The organism is Roseateles sp. P5_E11 (assembly GCF_054049355.1).
The window spans coordinates 1-20516 of record NZ_JBFUMO010000018.1 but is presented as its reverse complement, the minus strand read 5'-3'; the positions used below and the strand labels follow the sequence as shown (position 1 = coordinate 20516).

Below are 20516 nucleotides of genomic sequence, written 5' to 3'. Positions count from 1 at the left end.
TCTCTGACGTGGGATCCGCAACAGCCAGGCCGAACCGCGCTGAAATCAGCAGCGCGGCCCGGCAAGCCCGGCCGCCAACCGTTTCGATGCATCAATCCCTGGCTTCACGATCGACGCTGTGCGCGGCGCTGGCCGCATTGGCATTGCTGTGCGCCTGCTCGCCCAGCGAGGGTCCCGGTGCGCCCGCCTCCGCCGCATCGAACGTGCCGGACGAAGGCCTGGCCCATGACCTCGAACGCATCGAGCGCGCTGCCCGCGCCAAGCCCGCGGCGCTGGAGCAGGAGCTGCGGGTCCGCGGCGAAAAGCTGCCAGCCGGCAGCGCCGCCGAGCTGGACGTTCTGGCCCTGCGTGGCCTGCTCGCCGCCTATGCACGCGACCGGGCGCTGACCGACCAGATCACCCAGCGCCTGCGCGACTGGCCAGCCGGTGAACTGCGCGCCGCGGCCGCCGTCGCAGCCGCCAGCACCAGCGCCGAATACCTGCGCTCCCACGGCGACCTGCGCGAGGCGCGCAAGACGCTGCTGGCTGTGGACGCCGCCCAGCTCAATGCCGCCGCGCCCGTGTTCCGCTGGCGCTACCACCACCAGCTCATGGCCATCGCCAGCGATTCGGGTGAACTCGACCTGTCGCTGAACCAGGGCCACGCTGCCCAGCGCCTGGCCGAACAGATCGGCCGGCCCTGGCGCGTGGCGTTGACGCTGGTGGACCTGGCCTTCACGTCCAGCCGTGCGGACACGCCGGCGCGCGCCCGCCAGCTCATCGGCCAGGCGCTCACCGAGGCCCAGAAGGACCCGGACCCGATGACGCTGAACCAGGTCTACACGATGCGTGGCATCGTCTACGCCGAGGACAGTGACTCCAGCATCACGCTACAGGCCAATTCGGATGCGCTGGAACAGGCCACGCGCGCTGGTGCCGACTCGGTGCGCGCCCTGGGCCTGGCCAACTTCGCCGACTATCACCTGCGCCAGGGCCACCCGGCGCGGGCGCTGGAACTCGCCGAGCAGGCGCTGCCGCTGGCGCGCGCGACGCGCAACATCAGCGCCGAAAGCGTCGCCCGCTCCAACATCGGCCTGGCCAAGATCGCCATGGGCCGCATCGCCGAGGGCCGCGACGACGTGCGCGCCGGCATCACGCTGGACGAACAGCAGGGCGCCATGTCCTACGCCTCCGCCGGCTGGCAGGAGCTCGCGGGTTATCTGGAACGCGCCGGCGACCTGGCCGGCGCCATCGCCGCCTACCGCGAGCATCGCCGCATGGACGAGCGCGTGCTGCGCGACGAGACCCGCAAGCTGCTGCTGGAGGCCCAGGAGCGCCAGGACGCCGAGCAGCGCGCGCGCGACATCGAACTGCTCAACCGCGACAACGCCCTCAAGGCCGAGCAGGTCCACCAGCGCAACCTGGCGCTGACGCTGTGGTCGGCCATGGGCGGCTGCGTGCTGGTGTCGCTGGGCCTGCTCTGGCAGGCCTTCCGCCGCGTGCGTCGCACCAACGAGGCGCTGGCCCACAGCAATGCCTCGCTGAAGCGCCAGAGCGAGACCGACCCCTTGACCGGCCTGGCCAACCGCCGCCACTTCCAGGCCGCGATCAAGACCCTGGCCAGCGGCGAGGGTCTGGCGGCCAGTCTCTTCCTCATCGACATCGACCACTTCAAGCGCATCAACGACAGCTTCGGCCATGCCGCCGGTGACACCGTCCTCATCGAGATTGCCGAGCGGCTGCGCCAGGCCGTGCGCGACGACGACCTCATCGTGCGCTGGGGCGGCGAGGAATTCCTTATCGTGGCACGCAGCCACGACGGCATGCTGGCGAACCAACTGGCCCAGCGTCTGCTCGACCTGGTCGGCAGCAAGCCTGTTCTGTATGAGGGCCGTGAGGTGACTGTCACGGCCTCCATCGGCTTCGTCAGCCTGCCGGTGGCGCCGCACGGGCTGCGCCTGTCCTGGGAACGCGCCATCGACCTCGTCGACACCGTCATGTACCTGGCCAAGGCGCATGGCCGCAACAAGGCCTATGGCGTCGAGCGCATTCATGCCGAGGATGCCCTGGCCGCGGCGCAGTTGACGGCCCGGCTGGAGGCCGCCTGGGCCGAGGGCCTGGTGGGCCTGCAGGCCCTCAGCGGCCCGGCCCGCGCGGCCGACAGCGGCTTCCATCCCGACGCCGCCAGCCGGCCGGCCAACGCATGAGAACCATTGCGTTGCTGCTGATGATGCTGGCTTCGGGCTTCGCGACCGCAGCACCGGTCACGGCGCCCGACCCGGTGGCCGAGGACACCCTGCTGGCCAACATCACCCGCCGCGCCTTCGATGCGCCCGAGGCCATGCTGGCCGAGCTGCAGCAGCGCTGGCCCACCCATGCCGAGCCCGGCCAGYCGCGCGAGGCCGCCTGGCTGATGGCACGGGGCCGTGTGCTGCTGGCTGCCGGCCAGGCCGGGGCGGCCGATGCCGTTGCCGTGCAACTGATGGGCCGCGAGGACGGCGTCGACCGCAGCTGGGTGCTGCGTGCCCTGGCTCAGGAACGTACCGGCAGATCCGCCACGGCCCTGGCTGCCCGGGCCCTGGCGGGCCTGGACAAACGCTGCCCCGTCGGCGATGAGGTGCGTGCCGTGCGCGAGCAGGGCTGCGACTTCCGCAGCGCCTGGGAGGCCCTGCGCATCCTGCAGCGCGAGCAATACGCCCAGGGCGCCTTCGCCGTCGCCGAGGCCAGCATCAGGCGAGCCCTGGCCCTGGCCCGTGCCGGCGATGACAAGCATCTGACCGCCCTCAGCCACGGCATGCTGGCGGTGGCGCAGCAGGCCCAGGACCGCATGGACGCCGCGCGAGCCGAGCTGCGTGCCGCCGCGGCCGAGGCCGCGGGCGACCTCGTGGCTGGCGCCCGCGTGCGCAACTACGAGGCCGCGGTCGAGCGCCGCGCCCGCGACATGGCGGCTTCGCGCAGCGCCGTCGAGGCCGCGCTGTTGCTGGCCGAGCAGGCCGATGCGCCCCACCTGGCCGCGCAACTGCGCTCCAACCTGGTCGACTCCTACATGCATCTGGGCATGGCCAAGGAGGCATTGGTCGCCGGGCAGCGTGCCATGCCGGTGCTGCAGCGCTTTGGCGACCGCTTTTACGAGCGCAGCCTGCACCACAACCTGGCCGTGGCCCACATCAAGCTGCGCCAGTTCGACCAGGCCCGCCAGGAGCTCGCCAAGGTCGGCGAGTTCGGCACCGACCCGGCCGACCTGGTGCCGCGCGCCCGCGAGCTGCGTGAGCTGGGCGACACCTGGGGCGAAGCGGGCCAGTACAAGGAGGCGCTGGCGGCCCTGCATGCCGAGCGGGATCTCAACACCCGCGCCAACGAGCGCAACCGCGCCGCGGCGCTGGAGGAGCTGGGCCGCAAATACGACAGCGCCGCCAAGCAGCGCGACCTCGACCTGCTGGCCCGCGACGGCCAGCTCAAGGACCAGCAGATCTCCAACCAGCAGCTCGCGCAGCAGGTCGGCTTCGCCATCGGCGCGCTGCTGCTGCTGTCCGTCGCCCTCATCGGCGTGACGCTGGTGCGCATGCGCCGCGCCCAGGCGCGCCTCACGGCCAACCAGAGCCTGTTGCGGGCCCAGAGCGAACGCGATCCGCTGACGGACCTGTCCAACCGGCGCCACTTCCTGGCCGTCATGGACCAGAGCGCCCGCGACGCCAAGGGCGAGGGCTTTGTCGGCGCGCTGATGATGATCGACATCGACCACTTCAAGAACGTCAACGACTGGCACGGCCACGCGGCCGGCGATGCCGTCATCGTCGAGGTGGCACGCCGCATCCGCGCCGCCGTGCGCGATACCGATCTCGTGGTGCGCTGGGGCGGCGAGGAGTTCCTCGTCTTCGCGCCCGCGCTGCCCGGCGACGACCTCGCGCTGATGGCCGAGCGCGTCCTGCGCGGCATCGGCAGCCAGCCGATCGAGACCGCCGAGGGCCCGCTGCGCATCACGGTGTCGATCGGATTCGCGAGCTTCCCCCTCGGCGGCGCGGCCGGCGCGGGCCTGCGCCTGCATTGGGAGCAGGCCGTCAACTGGGCCGACATGGTGCTGTACCAGGCCAAGGCCGAGGGTCGCAACCGTGGTGTCGGCATCAGTGCCGTCGAGGCCCCCAACGCCCATGCGTTGGCCGCCGTGCTGCAGGACTTCGACGCCGCCTGCATGAATGGCCAGGTCAAGCTCAGGCAGCTGCCCGGACCGGTGCAGCCATGAGCGTCCTGATGCAAAGGCGCCACCTGCTGCTGTGGCTGGCCGCCTCATCCGCGCCATCAGCCTACGGTCAGCCCGGTGGTCCATGGCCGACGCGGCCGCTGCGCATCGTCGTGCCCTATGCAGCGGGCGGCGCGGCCGACGTCGCCGCCCGTCAGCTCGCGCCCGAGCTGCAGAAGAGCCTGGGCCAGCCGGTGACCATCGACATCAAGCCCGGCGCCGACGGCAATATCGGCACCGCCGAAGTCGCCGGCGCCAGTGATGGCCACACGCTGCTGATGGGCAGCGTTGGCACGCATGTCATCAACCCGCTGCTGTGGCGCCGCCTTCCCTATGACGCGGTGAAGGATTTCGCGCCGATCAGCCTGGTCGCGACCGTGCCGCTGGTGCTCGTCATCAACCCCGGTGTCGCGCAAGCCTTGGGCGTGCGCAGCGTGAGCGACCTGGTGCACGCCGCCACCACCCAGCCCGGGCGCCTGCACATCGCCTCCGGCGGCAACGGCAACCCGACGCACCTGTCCGGCGAGCTCTTCAAGCGACTGACCCAGACCTACATGCTGCACTTCCCCTACCGCAGCGCGGCCTCGGCCCAGCAGGACGTCATCGCCGGCAACATGGACCTGATGTTCGACTCCCTGCCCTCGGCCCTGCCGCAGATCAAGGCCGGCAAGCTGCTGGCCTTGGCCGTCACGAGCGCGCGGCGCAGCCCCAGCCTGCCGGAGCTGCCCACCGTCGAAGAAGCCGGCGGGCCGGCGCTCAAGGGCTATGAGGCCAGTGCCTGGATCGGCCTGTTTTCTCCCAGCGGCCAGCCGGCGGAGCAGCTTGCCCGCCTGCAGCGTGACAGCGTTGCCGCACTCGCCAGTCCCGCGCTGCGCGAGCGGCTGACCGCACGTGGCATGCTCGTGCATGGCAGCGGCGGGCCGGAGTTCGCTGCGCTGATTGCCGCCGAGACGGCCAAATGGGCGCGCGTCGTCCAGCTTTCGGGCGTCAAGGTAGACAGATAGAGTGAGCCCCTCGCCCGGTCTTGCTCTGCTGGACGCGGGCAAGCCCAGTCGGTCCCCCGTGGGGACGACGATGCTTGCGGCATTGAGCCGCAAGCACATCGCCAGCGCGGGCCGGCTTGGGAGCGGCCCGGCGCTCGGCCCGAACGCGCATCACTGATGGAGATCGCCATGAAGCTGAACCGTCGCCAAGTTGCGGCCCTGGCCGGCAGCCTCGCGCTGCCTGCCGCCGCCCAAGCGCCGTGGCCGAGCAAGCCCATCCGTCTCGTCGTGCCCTTCACGCCCGGTGGTACGACCGACCTGCTGGCACGGGCGATGGCGCCCGAACTGCAGCAGCGCCTGGGGCAGGCTGTCGTCGTCGACAACAAGCCTGGCGCCGGCGGCAATATCGGTTCGGCCGAGGTCGCCAAGGCCACGGACGGCCACACGCTGCTGATGGGCACGGTCGGCACGCACGCGATCAATGCGTCCCTCTACCCCAAGCTGCCCTACGACCCGGCGAAGGACTTCGCGCCCATCACGCTGGTCGCGGCCGTGCCCAATGTGCTGGTGCTCAACCCCGCCAACGCGGCGCGTTATGGCATTCACAGCGTGGCTGACCTGATCCGCGTCGCGCGCGCCAATCCTGGCAAGCTCAACATGGCCTCCAGCGGCAACGGCACGTCCATCCACCTGGCCGGCGAGCTGTTCAAGAGCATGACGGGCAGCTTCATGCTGCACTTCCCCTACCGCGGCTCGGGTCCCGCCCTGCTCGACCTGATCGCCGGCAACACCGACCTGATGTTCGACAACCTGCCCTCGGCGCTGCCGCAGATCAAGGCCGGCAAGCTGCTGGCCCTGGCCGTCACCAGCGCTCAGCGCAGCCCGGCCGTGCCCGACCTGCCCACGATGGCCGAGGCGGGCGGCGCGGTCCTGAAGGGCTATGAGGCCAGCTCCTGGTTCGGCCTGTTGGCGCCTGCCCACCAGCCGGCCGACCAGGTCGCCCGCCTGCAGCGCGAAGCCGCCGCGGCGCTGAATACGCCGGCGCTGCGCGAACGGATGGCAGGCCAGGGCGCAGTGGCTGGTGGGGGCTCCTCCGCGGAGTTCGCGGCGCTCATCGCCAGCGAGACCCTCAAGTGGGCCAAGGTCGTGAAGGTCTCGGGCGCCAAGGTCGACTAGATGAAGCCCCTCGTCCAAGGCTTACCTTGGCCGGTCCCCCGAGAGGACGGCGATGCTTGCGGCATCGAGCCGCAAGCACATCGCCAGTGCGGGCCGGCTAGGGAGCGGCCCGTCGCTCAGCCCGCAAGACTCATTCACGGCATCGATCACCGATGAGATTCATGCCCACCTGGCGCGCCGACTTGGTCGCCGGTGCTGTTGTCGCCGTGCTGCTGATCCCGCAGAGCCTGGCCTACGCGATGCTGGCCGGCCTGCCGCCGCAGGTGGGGCTGTATGCCAGCCTGCTGCCGCTGCTGGCCTATGCGGCCCTGGGCTCCAGCCCGGTGCTGGGCCTGGGCCCGGTGGCGGTGCTGGCGCTGATGATCGCGCAGGCCCTGGGCGCGTTGCCGGCCAGCGTCAGTGCGACCGAAGGTGCGCTCGTGCTCGCAGCCGAAGTGGGCCTGCTGCTGGCGGTGGCCGCGCTGCTGCGCCTGGATGCGCTGTCCAGCCTGTTGTCGGTGCCGGCGCTGCGCGGCTTCGAGACCGGCGCGACGCTGATGATCGCGGCCGGCCAGCTGCCGGTGTTGCTGGGCAGTGCGGCGGCGGGCTTCACGCTGCCCGACCTGATCGCATCGGCCCCGCAGGGCGGCTTCGGCGTCGCCAGCGCGGTCTGGGGAGGCGCAGGCATCGCGCTGCTGCTGCTGTCGCGCCGGGCCGGCCCACGCCTGCTGGCGCGGCTGGCGCCGCTGCTGCTGCTGGTTGCGGCGATGGCGCTGTCGGCCTTCACGCCCGCCGCCATGGGCGTTGCCCAGGTCGGTGCGCTGCCGTCGCTGGTCTTGCCGCTCGGCTTGCCGCGGCTGGAGGCCGCGCTGTGGCTGCAGTTGCTGCCGTCCGCCGCCCTGGTGGCCCTGATGGGTTTCGTTTCCAGCCTGGCGGTGTCGGAATCGCTGGCGCAGCGGCGTGGCGAAAAGCTGCTGCCGGCGGCCGAGATGCGCGGCCTGGCAGCGGCCAACCTGGTCGCGTCGGTCAGCGGCGGCATGCCGGTCGCGGGCAGCTTCTCGCGCAGCATCCTGCTGCACGAGGCCGGCTCGGCCAGCCGCTGGAGCCTGGTGTTCGTCTGCGCCTTCATGTTCGTCGCGATGCTGCTGCTGGCCGAACCGTTGGCTCATTTGCCCAAGCCCGTGCTGGCCGCGACCATCGTTGTGGCTGTGCTGGGCGGCTTCTCGCTGCAGCCCTACCGTGAGGCCTGGCGCTATGCGCGCGCCGAAGGGTTGTTGATGGTGGCCGTCACGGTGGCCGTGCTGTGCTGGAGCATCGCGGCCGCGCTGGCCATCGGCGTGGTGGGTTCTGTCGCGCTGCTGATCCAGCGCACGGCCCAGCCCCACGTCGCCCGCATCGGCCGCGTGCCGGGCACGCAGCATTACCGCAACCTCGAGCGCTATGCCGTCGAGTGCCGGCCCGAGGTCGTGGGGTTGCGTGTCGACGAGAGCCTGGTGTTCACCAACGCCCGCGGCCTGGTCGACGCCGTGCTGGCCCATGTGCGCGAGCACCGCGAGAAGGTCGGCGCGCCGCAGCGCGTGCTGATGCTGATGGCGCCGGTCAACCACATCGATGTGTCGGGCCTGACCGCCCTGCAGGAGCTGCATGCGGCGCTGCGGGCCGAGGGGCTGAGGCTGGAGTTCTCCGAGGTCAAGGGCCCGGTGCTGGACAGGCTCAAGGCCGTGGGTTGGCTGGAGCGCTATGACGTTTCGCTCTACCTCAGCCACCACGAAGGCATCCAGGCCGGCGAACATGCCCTGAGGCCGAGTCTGGCTGACATGGACGCGCCTGGGCAGCTTTAGCCTTCATCTGCTACCGTCTTGGCCCAATTCCCGGTCCCCGGACGCCATGAACGACAAAGAGACATTGCTCGGCATCCGCCGTGGCATCGAGAAGGAAAGCCTGCGCGCCCTCCCCGGGGGCGGCTTGGCGTTGACACCGCATCCGGTGGCCCTCGGCGCGGCCTTGACCCATCCGCACATCACGACCGACTACAGCGAGTCGCAGCTGGAGCTGATCACCGGCGTGCATGCCGGTGTCGACGACTGCCTGCTGGAGCTGACCGAGGTCCACCAGGCCGTCTACCGGGCCCTTGCCGACGAGCGGCTCTGGGTGGGCTCCATGCCCTGCGGCCTGCCCACGGACGAGACCATCCCGATCGGCCGCTACGGTTCGAGCAATGTCGGCCGTGCCAAGAGCGTCTACCGCATGGGCCTGGGCCAGCGCTATGGCCGGCGCATGCAGACCATCTCGGGCATTCACTACAACTGGTCGTTGCCGGGCGTGTCGACGGAGGGCTATTTCGGTGCCATCCGCAACTTCCGCCGCGAGGGCTGGCTGCTGCTCTACCTCTTCGGCGCCAGCCCGGCGCTGTGCGACAGCTTCGTGCATGACCGCGAGCATGGCCTGCAGCGCCTCTCCAACCACACCCTCTACCTGCCGCACGCCACCTCGCTGCGCATGGGCCGGCTGGGCTACCAGAGCGACGCGCAGTCCAGCATCGCCGTCACCTACAACTGCCTGGAGAGCTATGCGGCCTCGCTGCAGGAGGCGCTGAGCCGGCCTTATCCGCCTTATGAGGCCATTGGCGTGCAGACGCCCGGCGGCGACTACAACCAGCTCTCCACCAGCCTGCTGCAGATCGAGAACGAGTTCTACAGCACCATTCGCGCCAAACGGGTGATCCGCTCCGGCGAGCGGCCGCTGCATGCGCTGCGCGAGCGCGGTGTCGAGTACATCGAGGTGCGGCTGATGGACCTCGACCCCTTCGAGCCGGTCGGCATCGGTGCCGACGCCATCCGCGTGCTGGACGCCTTCCTGCTGCACTGCCTGAAGAGCGACAGCCCCGACGACACGCCCGACGAGATCGCCGCCAACAGCCGCAACCAGCACCGCGTGGCCGCCCGCGGCCGGGAGCCGGGCCTGATGCTGGAGCATTGGCGCGGGGGTGAGCGCAGCCTCGCCGACTGGGCCGGCGAGATCCTCGCCGCCTGCGCTGTGCACGCCGCAGCCCTTGACGCGGCCCATGGCGGCGACGCCTACCGCGCGGCCCTGCGCCGCGTCGGCCAGCGCCTGCAGCAGCCCGAGCTCTGCCCATCGGCGCGCGTGCTGACTGTGATGGCCCAGGACTTCGACGACAGCTATGTCGGCTTCACCCGCCGCCAGAGCGATGCCACGCGTGCGGCCCTGCTGGCGCTGCCGTTTCCAGACGAGCTGCAACGCCGCTTCGAGAAGATGGCGGCCGAGTCGCTGGCCGAGCAGGCCCGCATCGAGGCGGCCGACACCATGGATTTCGAGGAGTTCCGGCGCTTCTACGTGGCGCCGGCGCGGATGGCGGTTTAGGGCCGTTCGGCCCTAAATGCTGGGGTCCAGCGTTGCGTAGACCGACGAGCTGAAGCGCGGTCGGTCGTCCTGCGCGTCCTTCGCCCAGCGCGTCAGGTCCTCGGCCGGCATCGGGCGCGCGAACAAAAAACCCTGCAGCTTGTCGCAGCGTTTGCCGCGCAGCACCTCGGCCTGGCCTTCGGTCTCGACCCCTTCTGCCACCACCTGCAGGCCTAGCGCATGGGCCAGTTCGATGACGGCCCTGACGATGGCGCGGGCGTCGGCGCTGCTCTCCAGGTCCTGGATGAAGCTGCGATCGATCTTGAGCTGCGACACCGGCAGGCGACGCAGATAGGCCAGGCTGGAATAGCCGGTGCCGAAATCGTCAATGGACAGGCACAGACCGAGTTCGGCCAGGCGCTGTAGTGAGCGTTCGGTGGCGGTGGCGTCGTCCATCGCGACGGACTCGGTGATCTCGCAGGTCAGTTGGCGGGCGTCGACGCCATACTGGGCCAGCGCCTCCTCGAAGCGGCGCACCAGGGCGTCGGGCTGGCGCAGCTGCTGCACCGACAGGTTGATGGCCACGCGCATCTGCAGGCCCGCCTCACGCCAAAGTGCAATCTGGCGGCAGGACTCCTTGATGACCCAGTCGCCCAGCGGCACGATCAGGCCGAAGCGCTCGGCCACGGGAATGAAGACGACCGGGCTGATGGCGCCGCGCTGCGGATGCTGCCAGCGCAGCAGCGCCTCGACGCCCCTGACTTCGCCCTGGGCAGTGGCGATCTTGGGCTGGTAATGCAGGGCCAGGCGGCCGCTGCCGGTTTCGCCGGCCAGCGTGGCGCGCAGGTCGCGGGCCAACTCGACCTGCTCGCGCACGCCGGCCTGCATATGCGCCTCGAAGAACGCAAAACCGTTGCCGCCCGCACGTTTGACCGCCTGCGCAGCCGAATCCGCCTGGGCCACCAGCGCCTCGCCGGGCCCGCTGCCGTCGTACAGCGCAATGCCGACCGAGGCCGACAGCCGCAGCGGCTGGCTGCCGGCGCCAGGCACGCCGGTCATGGGCTCGGCCAGCGCGTCCAGCAGGCGTTGGGCGATCTGGGCCAGCGTCGTCTCGCCGACATCGCCTTCGAGCACCAGCACGAATTCATCGGCGGCCAGCCGGGCCAGGGTGTCGTGGCCACGGGCCAGGCCTTGCAGCCGCAGAGCGGTCTCGCGCAACACCTGGTCGCCGGCGGCCAGGCCGAAGCTGTCGTTGATGGGCTTGAAGCCGTCCAGGTTGACGGTCAGCAGGGCCAGACGAGCGCCCTCGCGCTGGCCGCGCGCGGCGGCATGCTGTAGGCGGTCGTCCAGCAGCTGGCGGTTGGCCAGGCCGGTCAGCGGGTCCCGCAACGCGATTTCCTGCAGCTCGGTCGTGGCGGCCTGCAGGGACTGCTGCAGCCGGTTGGTGCGGCGCTGGCCGCGGGCGTCCAGGGCCGAGGTGATCAGCGTCAGCAACAGCAGCGCGAAGGTGGCGCCGGCGACGAGATTGCCGAGGTTGTCGCCGCGCAGCGCGTCGGCGCTGAGGCAGACCGTGCCTTCGGCAATGCCGGCGGCGGCCATGCCGGTGTAGTGCATGCCGGCCACGGCCGCGCCCATGACAAGGGCGGCGACGAGCTGACCCCAGCGCGCCCAGGCCCGTGGCAGCTGGCGCAGGCCGAAGAAGATGACGAGGGCCGCGGCGGCGGCGCCGGTGGCAACGGCGGCCGAGGCGGCCACCAGGCCCCAATGCCACTGGATGCCGGGCGCCAGCACCAGGGCGGCCATGCCGGTGTAGTGCATGGCGCAGATGCCAGCGCCCATGCTGACGGCGCCCACGGCCAGGCGGGTGGGCGTCAGCGCCTCTCCGGCCGCAACGCGCAGCGCGATAGCCGACACGCCCACGGCCGCGAGCCAGCTCAGCAGTGTGACGGCGCTGTCATAGCCGACGAGGAAGGGCAGCTTGAGGGCCAGCATGCCGACGAAATGCATGGCCCAGATGCCCGTGCCCATGGACAGCGAAYCGGCAATCCACCAGGTGCGGGYGACCAGCGCATCGGGCGTGCGCACGCGTTGGGCGAGGTCCAGCGCCACATAGGAGGCGAAGGCAGCGGTCAGGTAGGACAGCACCACGACCGCCGGGTCGAAGCGCAGCGCGAGTACGGCAGCGGACATGCCGCCAGTATGAAAGCCCGACGCAAGATTGGCCCGGCGCCATTCGCTTGCTGCGTGAAGGGGTGCCGGAACCCACGGCTCACGCTGGGGAGATGCGTGCAACGTGACCGGCCTCGCGCCCCACGGGGCGCGGATGGGCCTCTTGGCACAGGGCCGCAGGTCCCGGCGCACCAGCGCCGAGCGGCTCGCGCCAGCGAGCTGCGTGCCAAGTGACCAACAAAAAAAGACCCGGTCAGCAGGCTGCCGGGTCGTGAAGCCCTCAGGGTAGAGGGCGTCGTTGGGATGGAGGCACTCTAGAGCTTCGGCCGGCGCCCCGGTGGGCAATATTCACTTGCACTGCCCATAATCCCGCCATGTCAKCCCCCCAGCACCGCCCCACCGAAGCCCTGTCCGAAGCCGATCTGGAGCGCCTGCAGGCTCTGCTTGACGCCTTGCCGGCGCCGCTGGAACCGCTGGACGTCAGCATGGCCGACGGCTATCTCTGTGGCGTGCTGCTGCAGCCTTCAGTCGTGCCGCTGGAGCAATGGCTGCCGCCGCTGTTGGACAGCGAGGGGCGACCCATTCCCCAGCGCATCAGCGACGAGTTGATCGGGCTGCTGCGCCGCCGCCACAAGGAGCTGAACTTGGCCATCGTCGGTCGGCAGTGGTTCGACCCCTGGGTGTTCGAGCTCGACGAGGACGCCAGTCCCAGCGAAACCGTGCTGCCGTGGGTGGCCGGCTTTGCGCATGCGCTGGATGCCCATCCAGCACTGATGAAGCTGCCCGAGGAACCGCTGCTGGAGCCGCTGGCGGCCCTCTATCTGCACCTGGACCCGGACGACCTCGAGGACGCCGATACGCTGCTCGAGGAGATCGAGTCGCTGGAGCCGCCGACCGATCTGGAAGAAGCGGTCGAGGGGCTGGTCAGCGCGGTGTTGATGCTGGCGGACGTGTCTAGGCCATTGAAGCCGCAGCCGGCCCAAAAAGCCGTCGGGCGTGCAGGCCCAGGCCGGTCGCGACCGAAGCAAAGCGGTCGCCGCTGACGCGCGCCGCGGCGGGGAAGCCGGCGGCCATGCCGTCCACCAGCAGGCGCAGCCCGGTTGAGCCGCCGGTGAAGTAAAGGGCGTCGATCTGGCCGGCCTTCAGGCCGGCAAGCGCCACGGTTTCGTGGGCGGTCGAGATGATGCGGTCGAGGTCGGCGCGCAGCGCGTCCACCGCGGTCTTCTCGCTCAGCGGCAGCACCAGGCCGGTCTCGATGTGACCGAGGTCCACCGTCGTGTCCTCGCCGCCCGACACGGCAATCTTGGCGCCCTCGGCGCGAGCGGCCAACTCGTGGCCCAGGCGCTCCTCCAGCACCGTCATCAGCCGGGCGTGCTGGCGCACGTCGCTGAACCAGCTCTTCATGCCGCGCCACTCGGCCACGCGCAGCGGCGAGTAGCAGGTGTTGATCAGATGCCAGGTGGCCAGGTCGAAATAGATGCCGCTGGGCACCTCGCGTCCGCTGGGTCCCGTGGTGCGGTAGCCGAACTCCTGCAGCAGGCCGGCGAGTTCGATGTGGCGGTCGAAATCGGTGCCGGCGATGTGGATGCCGTGGCTGGCCAGGATGTCGTCGCGGCGCGCCAGGCGCTGCATGCGCTCGGGGCCGACGCGCACGATGGAGAAGTCGCTGGTGCCGCCACCGATGTCGGCGACCAGCACGACCTGTTCGCGCGTCGCCTGCTGCTCGAAGTCGAAGGCCGCCGCGATCGGTTCGTACTGGAAATGCACCTCGCGAAAGCCGACCGCGCGGGCACAGGCCTCCAGCTGGGCCTGGGCGGCCGCATCGCGCTCGGGCTCACTGTCGACGAAGAACACCGGCCGGCCCAGCACGGCGCGCTCGGGTTCGCCGGCCAGGCGGCGCAGCCGCTTCAGGTAGCCGGCGACGATGTCCGAATACTTGGCGCCGCGGCCGCCGCCCACATCGGTGGTCTGGTCGATGAGGGGCGAGCCGAGGATGCTCTTCATCGAGCGCATCAGCCGGCCGTCGTGGCCCTCGACATAGGCAGCCACGGCGGCGCGGCCGAAGGCGCGCGGCGGGCCGTCGGCGTCGTGGGCGCCTTCGGTGAAGTAGAAGACCGCGGTCGGCATGGTGCGTTGAGCCGGTTCCAGCTCGATGAGATGCATCTCGCCGGCGGCCGTGCTGGCATTGGGCACCGCCACCGCGGAATTCGACGTGCCGAAGTCAATCGCGCAAAAAGGGGGAGGGGCAATCATTCGAATTACGGCCCTGGGAGGCCAGTCCTGACAAGTCCTGAAAAGTTCGGAGGAAAGGGCGCGGATTCTAGGAACACAATCGCGCGCCTGATTTGCGGAGATTCGATGAAGACGCGCCATTTCGCTCCCCTCCTGCTGGCTGCCGCACTGGCGGCCTGCGGCCAACGTTCCGAGCAGGACCTGCTCGCCGCCGCGCAAAAGCGCATGGAGCAGAAGGACGTCGGCGGTGCTGTCATTGAACTGAAGAATCTGCTGCAGCAGAACCCCGAGAACGCCAAGGCCCGGCATCTACTGGGCAAGGCGCTGCTGGATGCCGGTGACGTAGCCGGCGCCGAGATCGAGTTGCGCCGGGCCTGGGAGCTGGGCGCGCCGCGCGACGAACTGGCGCCGCTGCTGGCGCAAACGCTGCTGATGTCCGGCCAGTCTCGCAAGTTGATCGGCGAATTCTCCGACCAGACCCTGGCCGACCCCGTGGCCCAGTCGACGTTGCAGCAATACCTGGCCATGGCTTTCCTGGCTCAGGGCAACGTGACCGAAGCGAAGGCGGCGGCCGGGCGAGCCCTGCAGCTGCAGCCCGAGTCCGAGGACGCCATCATCGTCAGCGCCCGCACCAAGGTGGCCGCCGGCTTTCCCGACGAGGCCCTCGCGGCGCTGGACCAGCTGATCCTGAAGAACCCCAAGGCGGGCAAGGCGCTGCTGCTCAAGGCCGAGGTGCTGCTGGCGCGCGGCAAGATGGATGAGGCCGAGCCGCTGCTGCGCGAAGTGCTGGTGCTGGATCCGCGCTCCTACGACGCGCGCTCGCTGCTGCTGCGCCTGGCGTTCGGTCGCCAGCAGATCGACGTGGCGACCAAGCTCGTCGACGAAATGCCGCCGGATCTCGCCAAGAAGCCGCAGGGTCGTTTCATGCAGGGCCAGCTCGCGCTGGCCAAGGGTGATGCGGCCAAGGCGAAAGAGCTGGCCGTGCCCCTGCTCAAGGTGATGCCCAACTACCTGCCGCTGCTGCGCCTGGCCTCGGGAGCCCATCAGCAGTTGGGCGAGCTTGCCGACGCGGAGAACCTGCTCAACCAGGCCCTCAAGCTCGCGCCTGAGGACCTGGCGCTGCGCCGCCAGTTCGCCGGGCTGCAGCTGCAGCGGCGCTCGCCCGCCAAGACGCTGGAGACGCTGCGCCCGATGCTTGAAAGCGGCCGCGCCGACGCCGACTCCCTGCTGATGGCCGGCAAGGCCCAGCTGATGCAGGGCAATTTCGAGGCTGCCGATCAGGCCTTCGGTGCCGCCGCCAAGCTGCGCCCTGACGACGCCAAGACCACCGCGGCCCTGGCACTGTCGGCCATCATTCGCGACAGCGCTGCGCCGGGCGGCGCCAGCCGGGCCAAAGCCGACGCGGCCATGAACCAGCTGCGCGACATTGCCGCCAAGGACAGCGGCAGCAGTTACGACCTGATGCTGATCAATGCGCTGCTGCGGCGCAATGACCTGCCTGCGGCCCTGGCAGCCCTGGACAGGCTAGCGCCCAAGATGAAGGACAGCCCGGTGCCGGACGGCCTGCGTGGGCGGATCCACCTCGTCCGCAAGGACACGGCGGCGGCGCAAGCCTCCTTCGAAGCCTCGCTGAAGGCCGATGCCGGCTATCTGCCCGCCGTGCTGGGCCTGGTCACGCTGGACATGCAGGCCAACCGCAGCGAGGCCGCGGTCAAGCGCCTGGAGAGCTTCGTCACGACCCAGCAGCATTCGCCGCAGGCCCGCCTGGCCCTGGCCGACCTGCTGGCGCAGACGCGTGCGCCGGTCGATCGCGTCACCGAGGTGCTCGCCGCCGGCGTGCGCGAGGAGCCGACCGAGGCCGCCCTGCGCGTGTCGTTGATCGACCACTACCTGCGCAACGGCGACGCCGCCAAGGCCGCCCAGGCGGCGCAGGAGGCCGCCGCCGCCCTGCCGCTCAACGCCGACCTGCTGGAGCGCCTGGCGCGCACCCAGCTGGCGTCGGGCGACAAGGCCCAGGCTGCCAAGACCTACGCGCGCCTGACGGTGATGGCGCCCACGCGCGCCCAAGGCTGGCTGGGCCTGGCCCAGCTGCGCTTCATGGAGAAGGACGACGCGGGCGCCGAGCGCGAAGTCAAGCGCGCGCTGGAAGCCGAACCGGCCTCCGTGCCGGCTCAGCGGCTGCTGATCCAGCTCGCCGCCCGCCAGGGCCGCGTCGACGAAGCGCTGACCGCCCTGCGCGAGCGCCAGAAGAAGAATCCGCAGGAGGCCTTTGCGCTGATGGCGGAGGCCGAGATCGAGAGCAATCGCCAGCACTACGACGGCGCCATCGCGGCCCTGCGCAAGGCCGTCGCCCTGCGCGAGCCGGCCGACGCCGCACCGCGTCTGTTCTCGGTGTTGATGGCGGCCAAGAAGCGTGACGAGGCGCAGGCCTTCGAGACCCACTGGGCGGCTGCGCACCCGCAGGACCAGAGCTTCCCGGCAGCCACGGCCGACATCCTGCTGGCCCGCGGCGAACTCGACCCGGCGCTCGCCCGCTATGAAGCCCTGCTCAAGCGCAACCCTGACGCGCTGCCCATCATCAACAACGTCGCCTGGCTGCGCAGCAAGACCGGCAAGCCCGGTGCGCGCGAACTGGCCGAACGTGGCCTCAAGCTCAACCCCGACTACGCGGCCTTGCGAGACACCTATGCCACCGTGCTGGCCAACGAAAAGGACTTCAGCAAGGCGATCAGCGCGCAGCGCCAGCTCATCAGCGACCAGCCCGACCAGCCGGCCTACAAGCTCAACCTGGCACAGATCCTGATCCAGTCCGGCGACAAGCCGGCCGCCAAGGCGGAGCTTGAAGGCCTGGCCAAGCTGGGCAAGAAGTTCCCGCAGCAGGCCCAGGTCGAGGCGCTGCTGAAGACGCTCTGATCAGACCGAACCGTAGAAGCCGAAGGCCATGCCCGGCTTTCGGCCAGCGATCAACTCGGCCATCGCATGGCCCGAGCCGGCGCCATGCGTCCAGCCCAGGGTGCCGTGGCCGGCGTTGATCCACAGGTTGCGAGCCTTCTTGCTGCGGCCGATGTAGGGGATGTTGGTCGGCGTGCTGGGGCGCAGGCCGGTCCAGTAGTTGGGCTCGCTGGTGTCGGCCACACCGGGAAAGAGTTCCTCGTAGCGCTTGACCAGGGCGGCACAGCGCACCCGGGCCGTCGGTGAATCGAGGTTGAGGTCGAAGCCCGACAGCTCGGCCGTGCCGGCGATGCGGATGTGGTCGCCCAGGCGCGAGATGGCGATCTTGCGGGTGTCGTCCAGCAGGCTGACAACGCTGGCGGCCTCGGGCTTCTTCAGCCGCAGCGTGGCCGAGTAGCCCTTGGCGGGATAGATGTTCAGGTGCTCGCCGAGAGGCTGAACCAGGGCCGGCGTGTACGAGCCCATGGCGGCGACGAAGGCATCGGCTTTCAACATCAGGCGCTCGCCGCTGCGTATGTGGGCGACCTGCACGGACTCGATGCCGTCGCCCGCGCGCTGCAGTCCGAGGATGTCGTGCTCGTACAGGAATTGCGCGCCGCGTTCGGCGCACAGCCGGGCGAGCTTCTGCGTGAAGACCTTGGCGTCACCGCTTTCGTCGCTGGGCGTGAAGGTGCCGCCGAAGATGCGGTTGCCGAAGGCCGYCAGCGCCGGCTCGACCTTCAGCACCTCCTCACGGCCCAGCACGCGGCGGTCCACGCCATGGCGTCGCATGATCTCGGCGCCGGCGGCGCCGTTGTCGAAGTCGGCCTGGCTGGAGAAGAAATGCAGGATGCCGCGCTCCAGGCGGTCATATTCGATGCCGGTGCGCGCGACAAGATCTTTCAGCGAGGCATGCGAGTAGCGGCCCAGCTGCACGAGTTCCTCGACATTGCGCTCGAAGGCGGCGTTCGTGCACTGCATCAGGAAGGCCAGGCCCCAGCGCCACTGGTTGGGGTCCAGGCGCGGACGGAACAGCAGCGGCGAGTCGTCGCGCAACAGCCACTTGGCCACCTTGAAGGGTGCGCCGGCATTGGCCCAGGGTTCGCAGAAGCTGACCGAGATCTGCGCGCCGTTGGCGAAGCTGGTCTCCAGCGCGGCGTCCGGCTGGCGGTCGACGACGATGACCTCATGCCCCTCGTCGAGCAAATACCAGGCGGTGGCGATGCCGATGATGCCGGCGCCGAGAACGACGATCTTCATGGCTGTCCTTTTGAGTTCTTAGAGGGGTTGCAGGAGGAGTTGTAAACCCAGCGCGGCCATCAGCACAGCGACGAGGGCATCGATGACCCGCCAGGTGTGGGCGCTGCGCAACCGCGGCGCCGCCGCCGCCGCGCCGAAACCGAGCAGGCCAAACCACATCGCCGACGCCAGGCCGGCCCCGGCCGCGAAGGCGGTGCGCAGCTCGGCCGGCTGGCGCGCACCCAGGCCGCCGAGCAGCACGACGGTGTCCAGGTAGACGTGGGGATTCAGATAGGTGAAGGCAAAAGCGGCCGACAAGGTGGCGCCGAGGCTGGACGCGGCTGTTGCGGCATCCAGCCCGGGGGCGGGACGCCAGGCGCGCCGGGCGGCGAGCAGCGCGTAAATGAGCAGGAAGGCGGCGCCACCGAAGCGAAACACTTCCAGCAGAAGCGGCTGGCCCTGGATCAGCGCACCGAGGCCGAAGACGCCCAGCGCAATCAGCAGCCAGTCCGACAGCGTGCAGACCGCGACGACGGCGCCGACGTGTTCCCGCTTGAGGCCTTGGCGCAGCACCAGCGCGTTCTGGGCACCGATGGCCAGGATGAGGCCGGCGCCCATGGCCCAGCCCTGCGCAAAGACGGCGGGCGCGGTTGTAGAGGCCAGAGCGGAGGCGGGCATCGGCAGATTCTCTGCATCGGCAGGCAATTCAAGAAGTGTCATTCATATTCTTGGACATACATTAGCAGTGCTAATGAATGACTTCGATCACGCCGCGCTGGACTGCCTGGCCGCCCTGGCCGACGAGCAGGGCTTCGAGCGTGCCGCCCAGCGCCTGTCGATCACGCAGAGCGCCGTGTCGCAACGCTTGCGGTCGCTGGAGGCCCAGGTCGGCCAGCCGCTGGTGGTGCGCTCGCGGCCGCTGCGGCTGACGGAGGCGGGCAAGGTGCTGCTGCGCTTTGCCCGGCAGTTGCAGGCGCTGCGCGTGGATGTGGCACGAGAACTGGGCGAGCGCGTCGCGCCGCAATCGCGCCTGGCCATTGCCGTCAACGCCGACAGCCTGGCGACCTGGGTGCCCCTGGCACTCGACGCTCTCGTGCAGCGGGGCCTGCATGAGGGCTATGGGCTGGAGCTCGTCGTCGACGACCAGGACTTCACCCACGACAGCCTGCGCCAGGGCGAGGTGCTCGGATGCATGTCCACGGTGGCCGAGGCGCTGCAGGGCTGCCGGGTGCAGGCCCTGGGCGTCATGCGTTATGTGGCAGTGGCCAGCCCGGGTTTCCTGGCGAGCCAGTTGCCCGAAGGTTTGCACGCCGGCAACTTCGCCGACACCCCGTTTCTCGTCTTCAACCGCAAGGACGACACGCAGGTGCAATGGGTGTCACAGGCCTTCGGCGTGCGCGGACCAAGGCTGCGCGAACGCTTTGTGCCGTCCAGCGAAGCCTATGTGCGCGCCGCCGCCATGGGTTGGGGCGTGGGCGTGGCGCCCGAGATTCAGGTTCGCGCCCTTGTCGAAGCCGGCCAGCTCGTCGTGCTCAGGCCGGAGATCGGCGTCGACGTGGCGCTGTACTGGCACCAATGGCAGTTGCAAGGGCGGGGCGCCCTGCTGGATCAGATCGGCCAGGCCCTGGCGGACGGCGCCAAGCTTGCGCTGGGCTGATCAGCGAGTGGCCGTCACTGGAGCCGATGCGGCCGTTGTCGGTGCTGCCACCTGGGCGAGCATCAAGTTGGTGCCGCCCTGTTCGGGATGTATGGCACTCGCCATCCACAACGTACAGACGAGCACGGTGGCAATCAGGCCGCTGGCGACCCACTTCAACAGTTCTGAACTCATGCAAAAAGCCGGGGGGCTTGGAGGTGGGGCAGCTTAAGCGCCGGACCCTGCGAACCTATCCTGAGCTCTAGGGAGGCGCAGAAAAGAATTGCAAAAGCGCAACGCTCCCCTCGGATCGGGGGCATCGGCCCGCAGACCCCATCAACACTGGGAAAAACAGGGGTTGCCCCTGTGCGGAAATGCCTGGCGAGGCAATATTTACTCACAGATGGGGGGTTCGGTTGTCACATGAATCCCGCACACTGGGTTCACGGTGCTGATGTTGTTGTCGGCCCGTCAAGCCAATGAGGTCTGCCATGCGATTCGTTCCAGCGCTGCGCTTCTTCCGCCGAGACGTCGCTGCGCGCAGCGAGCCGGATCCCGCCGACCTCGGCACCGCCTTCGGCCTGGATGCCTGCTT

The 20516-nt window shown here is 69.9% G+C and carries 14 protein-coding genes; 9 read left to right on the top strand and 5 right to left on the bottom strand.

Going from position 1 to position 20516, the window contains the following annotated elements; translation table 11 throughout:
- Nucleotides 1-86 precede the first annotated feature (86 nt).
- From ACXJKR_RS02930 to gshA, 6 genes are all read left to right on the top strand, one after another.
- On the top strand, nt 87-2186 hold the full coding sequence (locus tag ACXJKR_RS02930; protein ID WP_457320595.1) for a diguanylate cyclase: 2100 nt from the start codon (nt 87-89) through the stop codon (nt 2184-2186).
- Nucleotides 2183-4219, top strand: a complete 2037-nt coding sequence (locus ACXJKR_RS02925; RefSeq protein ID WP_457320593.1) for a diguanylate cyclase — start codon at nt 2183-2185, stop codon at nt 4217-4219. Before ACXJKR_RS02930 ends, ACXJKR_RS02925 begins: the two co-directional genes overlap by 4 nt.
- 8 nt (nt 4220-4227) lie before the next feature.
- On the top strand, nt 4228-5220 hold the full coding sequence (locus ACXJKR_RS02920) for a Bug family tripartite tricarboxylate transporter substrate binding protein (protein WP_457320591.1): 993 nt from the start codon (nt 4228-4230) through the stop codon (nt 5218-5220).
- A 168-nt stretch (nt 5221-5388) separates the two neighbouring features.
- Nucleotides 5389-6375: a tripartite tricarboxylate transporter substrate binding protein gene (locus tag ACXJKR_RS02915; protein ID WP_235531782.1), complete on the top strand. Its 987-nt coding sequence runs from the start codon at nt 5389-5391 to the stop codon at nt 6373-6375.
- A 161-nt stretch (nt 6376-6536) separates the two neighbouring features.
- Nucleotides 6537-8195: a SulP family inorganic anion transporter gene (locus ACXJKR_RS02910; RefSeq protein WP_457320589.1), complete on the top strand. Its 1659-nt coding sequence runs from the start codon at nt 6537-6539 to the stop codon at nt 8193-8195.
- A gap of 46 nt (nt 8196-8241) precedes the next feature.
- Nucleotides 8242-9735, top strand: a complete 1494-nt coding sequence (gshA, locus tag ACXJKR_RS02905; RefSeq protein ID WP_457320587.1) for a glutamate--cysteine ligase — start codon at nt 8242-8244, stop codon at nt 9733-9735.
- Between the two features lie 12 nt (nt 9736-9747).
- Here the strand turns inward: gshA and ACXJKR_RS02900 are convergent, their stop codons facing one another.
- A complete protein-coding gene (locus ACXJKR_RS02900; protein WP_457320585.1) occupies nt 9748-11904 on the bottom strand; it encodes a putative bifunctional diguanylate cyclase/phosphodiesterase in 2157 nt (718 codons plus the stop codon).
- Nucleotides 11905-12257: 353 nt separating this feature from the next.
- Between ACXJKR_RS02900 and ACXJKR_RS02895 the strand changes: the two genes are divergently transcribed.
- Nucleotides 12258-12926 (top strand): YecA/YgfB family protein, encoded by a 669-nt coding sequence (locus ACXJKR_RS02895; protein WP_457320583.1) that lies wholly within the window; start codon nt 12258-12260, stop codon nt 12924-12926.
- On the opposite strand, the gene ACXJKR_RS02890 is transcribed toward ACXJKR_RS02895, so the two are convergent.
- Nucleotides 12838-14136 carry an Hsp70 family protein gene (locus tag ACXJKR_RS02890; RefSeq protein WP_056191644.1) on the bottom strand — a complete coding sequence of 433 codons (1299 nt, stop codon included), beginning with the start codon at nt 14134-14136 and terminating at the stop codon, nt 12838-12840. The genes ACXJKR_RS02895 and ACXJKR_RS02890 overlap by 89 nt on opposite strands.
- A gap of 105 nt (nt 14137-14241) precedes the next feature.
- On the opposite strand from ACXJKR_RS02890, the gene prsT reads away from it, so the two are divergent.
- Nucleotides 14242-17028 carry an XrtA/PEP-CTERM system TPR-repeat protein PrsT gene (gene prsT, locus ACXJKR_RS02885; RefSeq protein ID WP_457320581.1) on the top strand — a complete coding sequence of 929 codons (2787 nt, stop codon included), beginning with the start codon at nt 14242-14244 and terminating at the stop codon, nt 17026-17028.
- Here prsT and ACXJKR_RS02880 read toward each other — a convergent pair whose 3' ends face one another.
- Together ACXJKR_RS02880 and ACXJKR_RS02875 are read right to left on the bottom strand one after the other, a co-directional pair.
- Nucleotides 17029-18306: a D-amino acid dehydrogenase gene (locus tag ACXJKR_RS02880; RefSeq protein WP_457320579.1), complete on the bottom strand. Its 1278-nt coding sequence runs from the start codon at nt 18304-18306 to the stop codon at nt 17029-17031. It abuts the gene before it with no gap.
- 18 nt (nt 18307-18324) lie between these two features.
- Nucleotides 18325-18963 (bottom strand): LysE/ArgO family amino acid transporter, encoded by a 639-nt coding sequence (locus ACXJKR_RS02875; protein ID WP_457320577.1) that lies wholly within the window; start codon nt 18961-18963, stop codon nt 18325-18327.
- 73 nt (nt 18964-19036) lie between these two features.
- Between ACXJKR_RS02875 and ACXJKR_RS02870 the strand changes: the two genes are divergently transcribed.
- Complete coding sequence (locus ACXJKR_RS02870; RefSeq protein ID WP_457320575.1) at nt 19037-19942, top strand: LysR family transcriptional regulator ArgP; 906 nt, start codon at nt 19037-19039, stop codon at nt 19940-19942.
- On the opposite strand, the gene ACXJKR_RS02865 is transcribed toward ACXJKR_RS02870, so the two are convergent.
- Nucleotides 19943-20116, bottom strand: coding sequence for a hypothetical protein (locus ACXJKR_RS02865; RefSeq protein WP_157281035.1), 174 nt, complete (start codon nt 20114-20116; stop codon nt 19943-19945).
- Between the last annotated feature and the right edge of the window lie 400 nt (nt 20117-20516).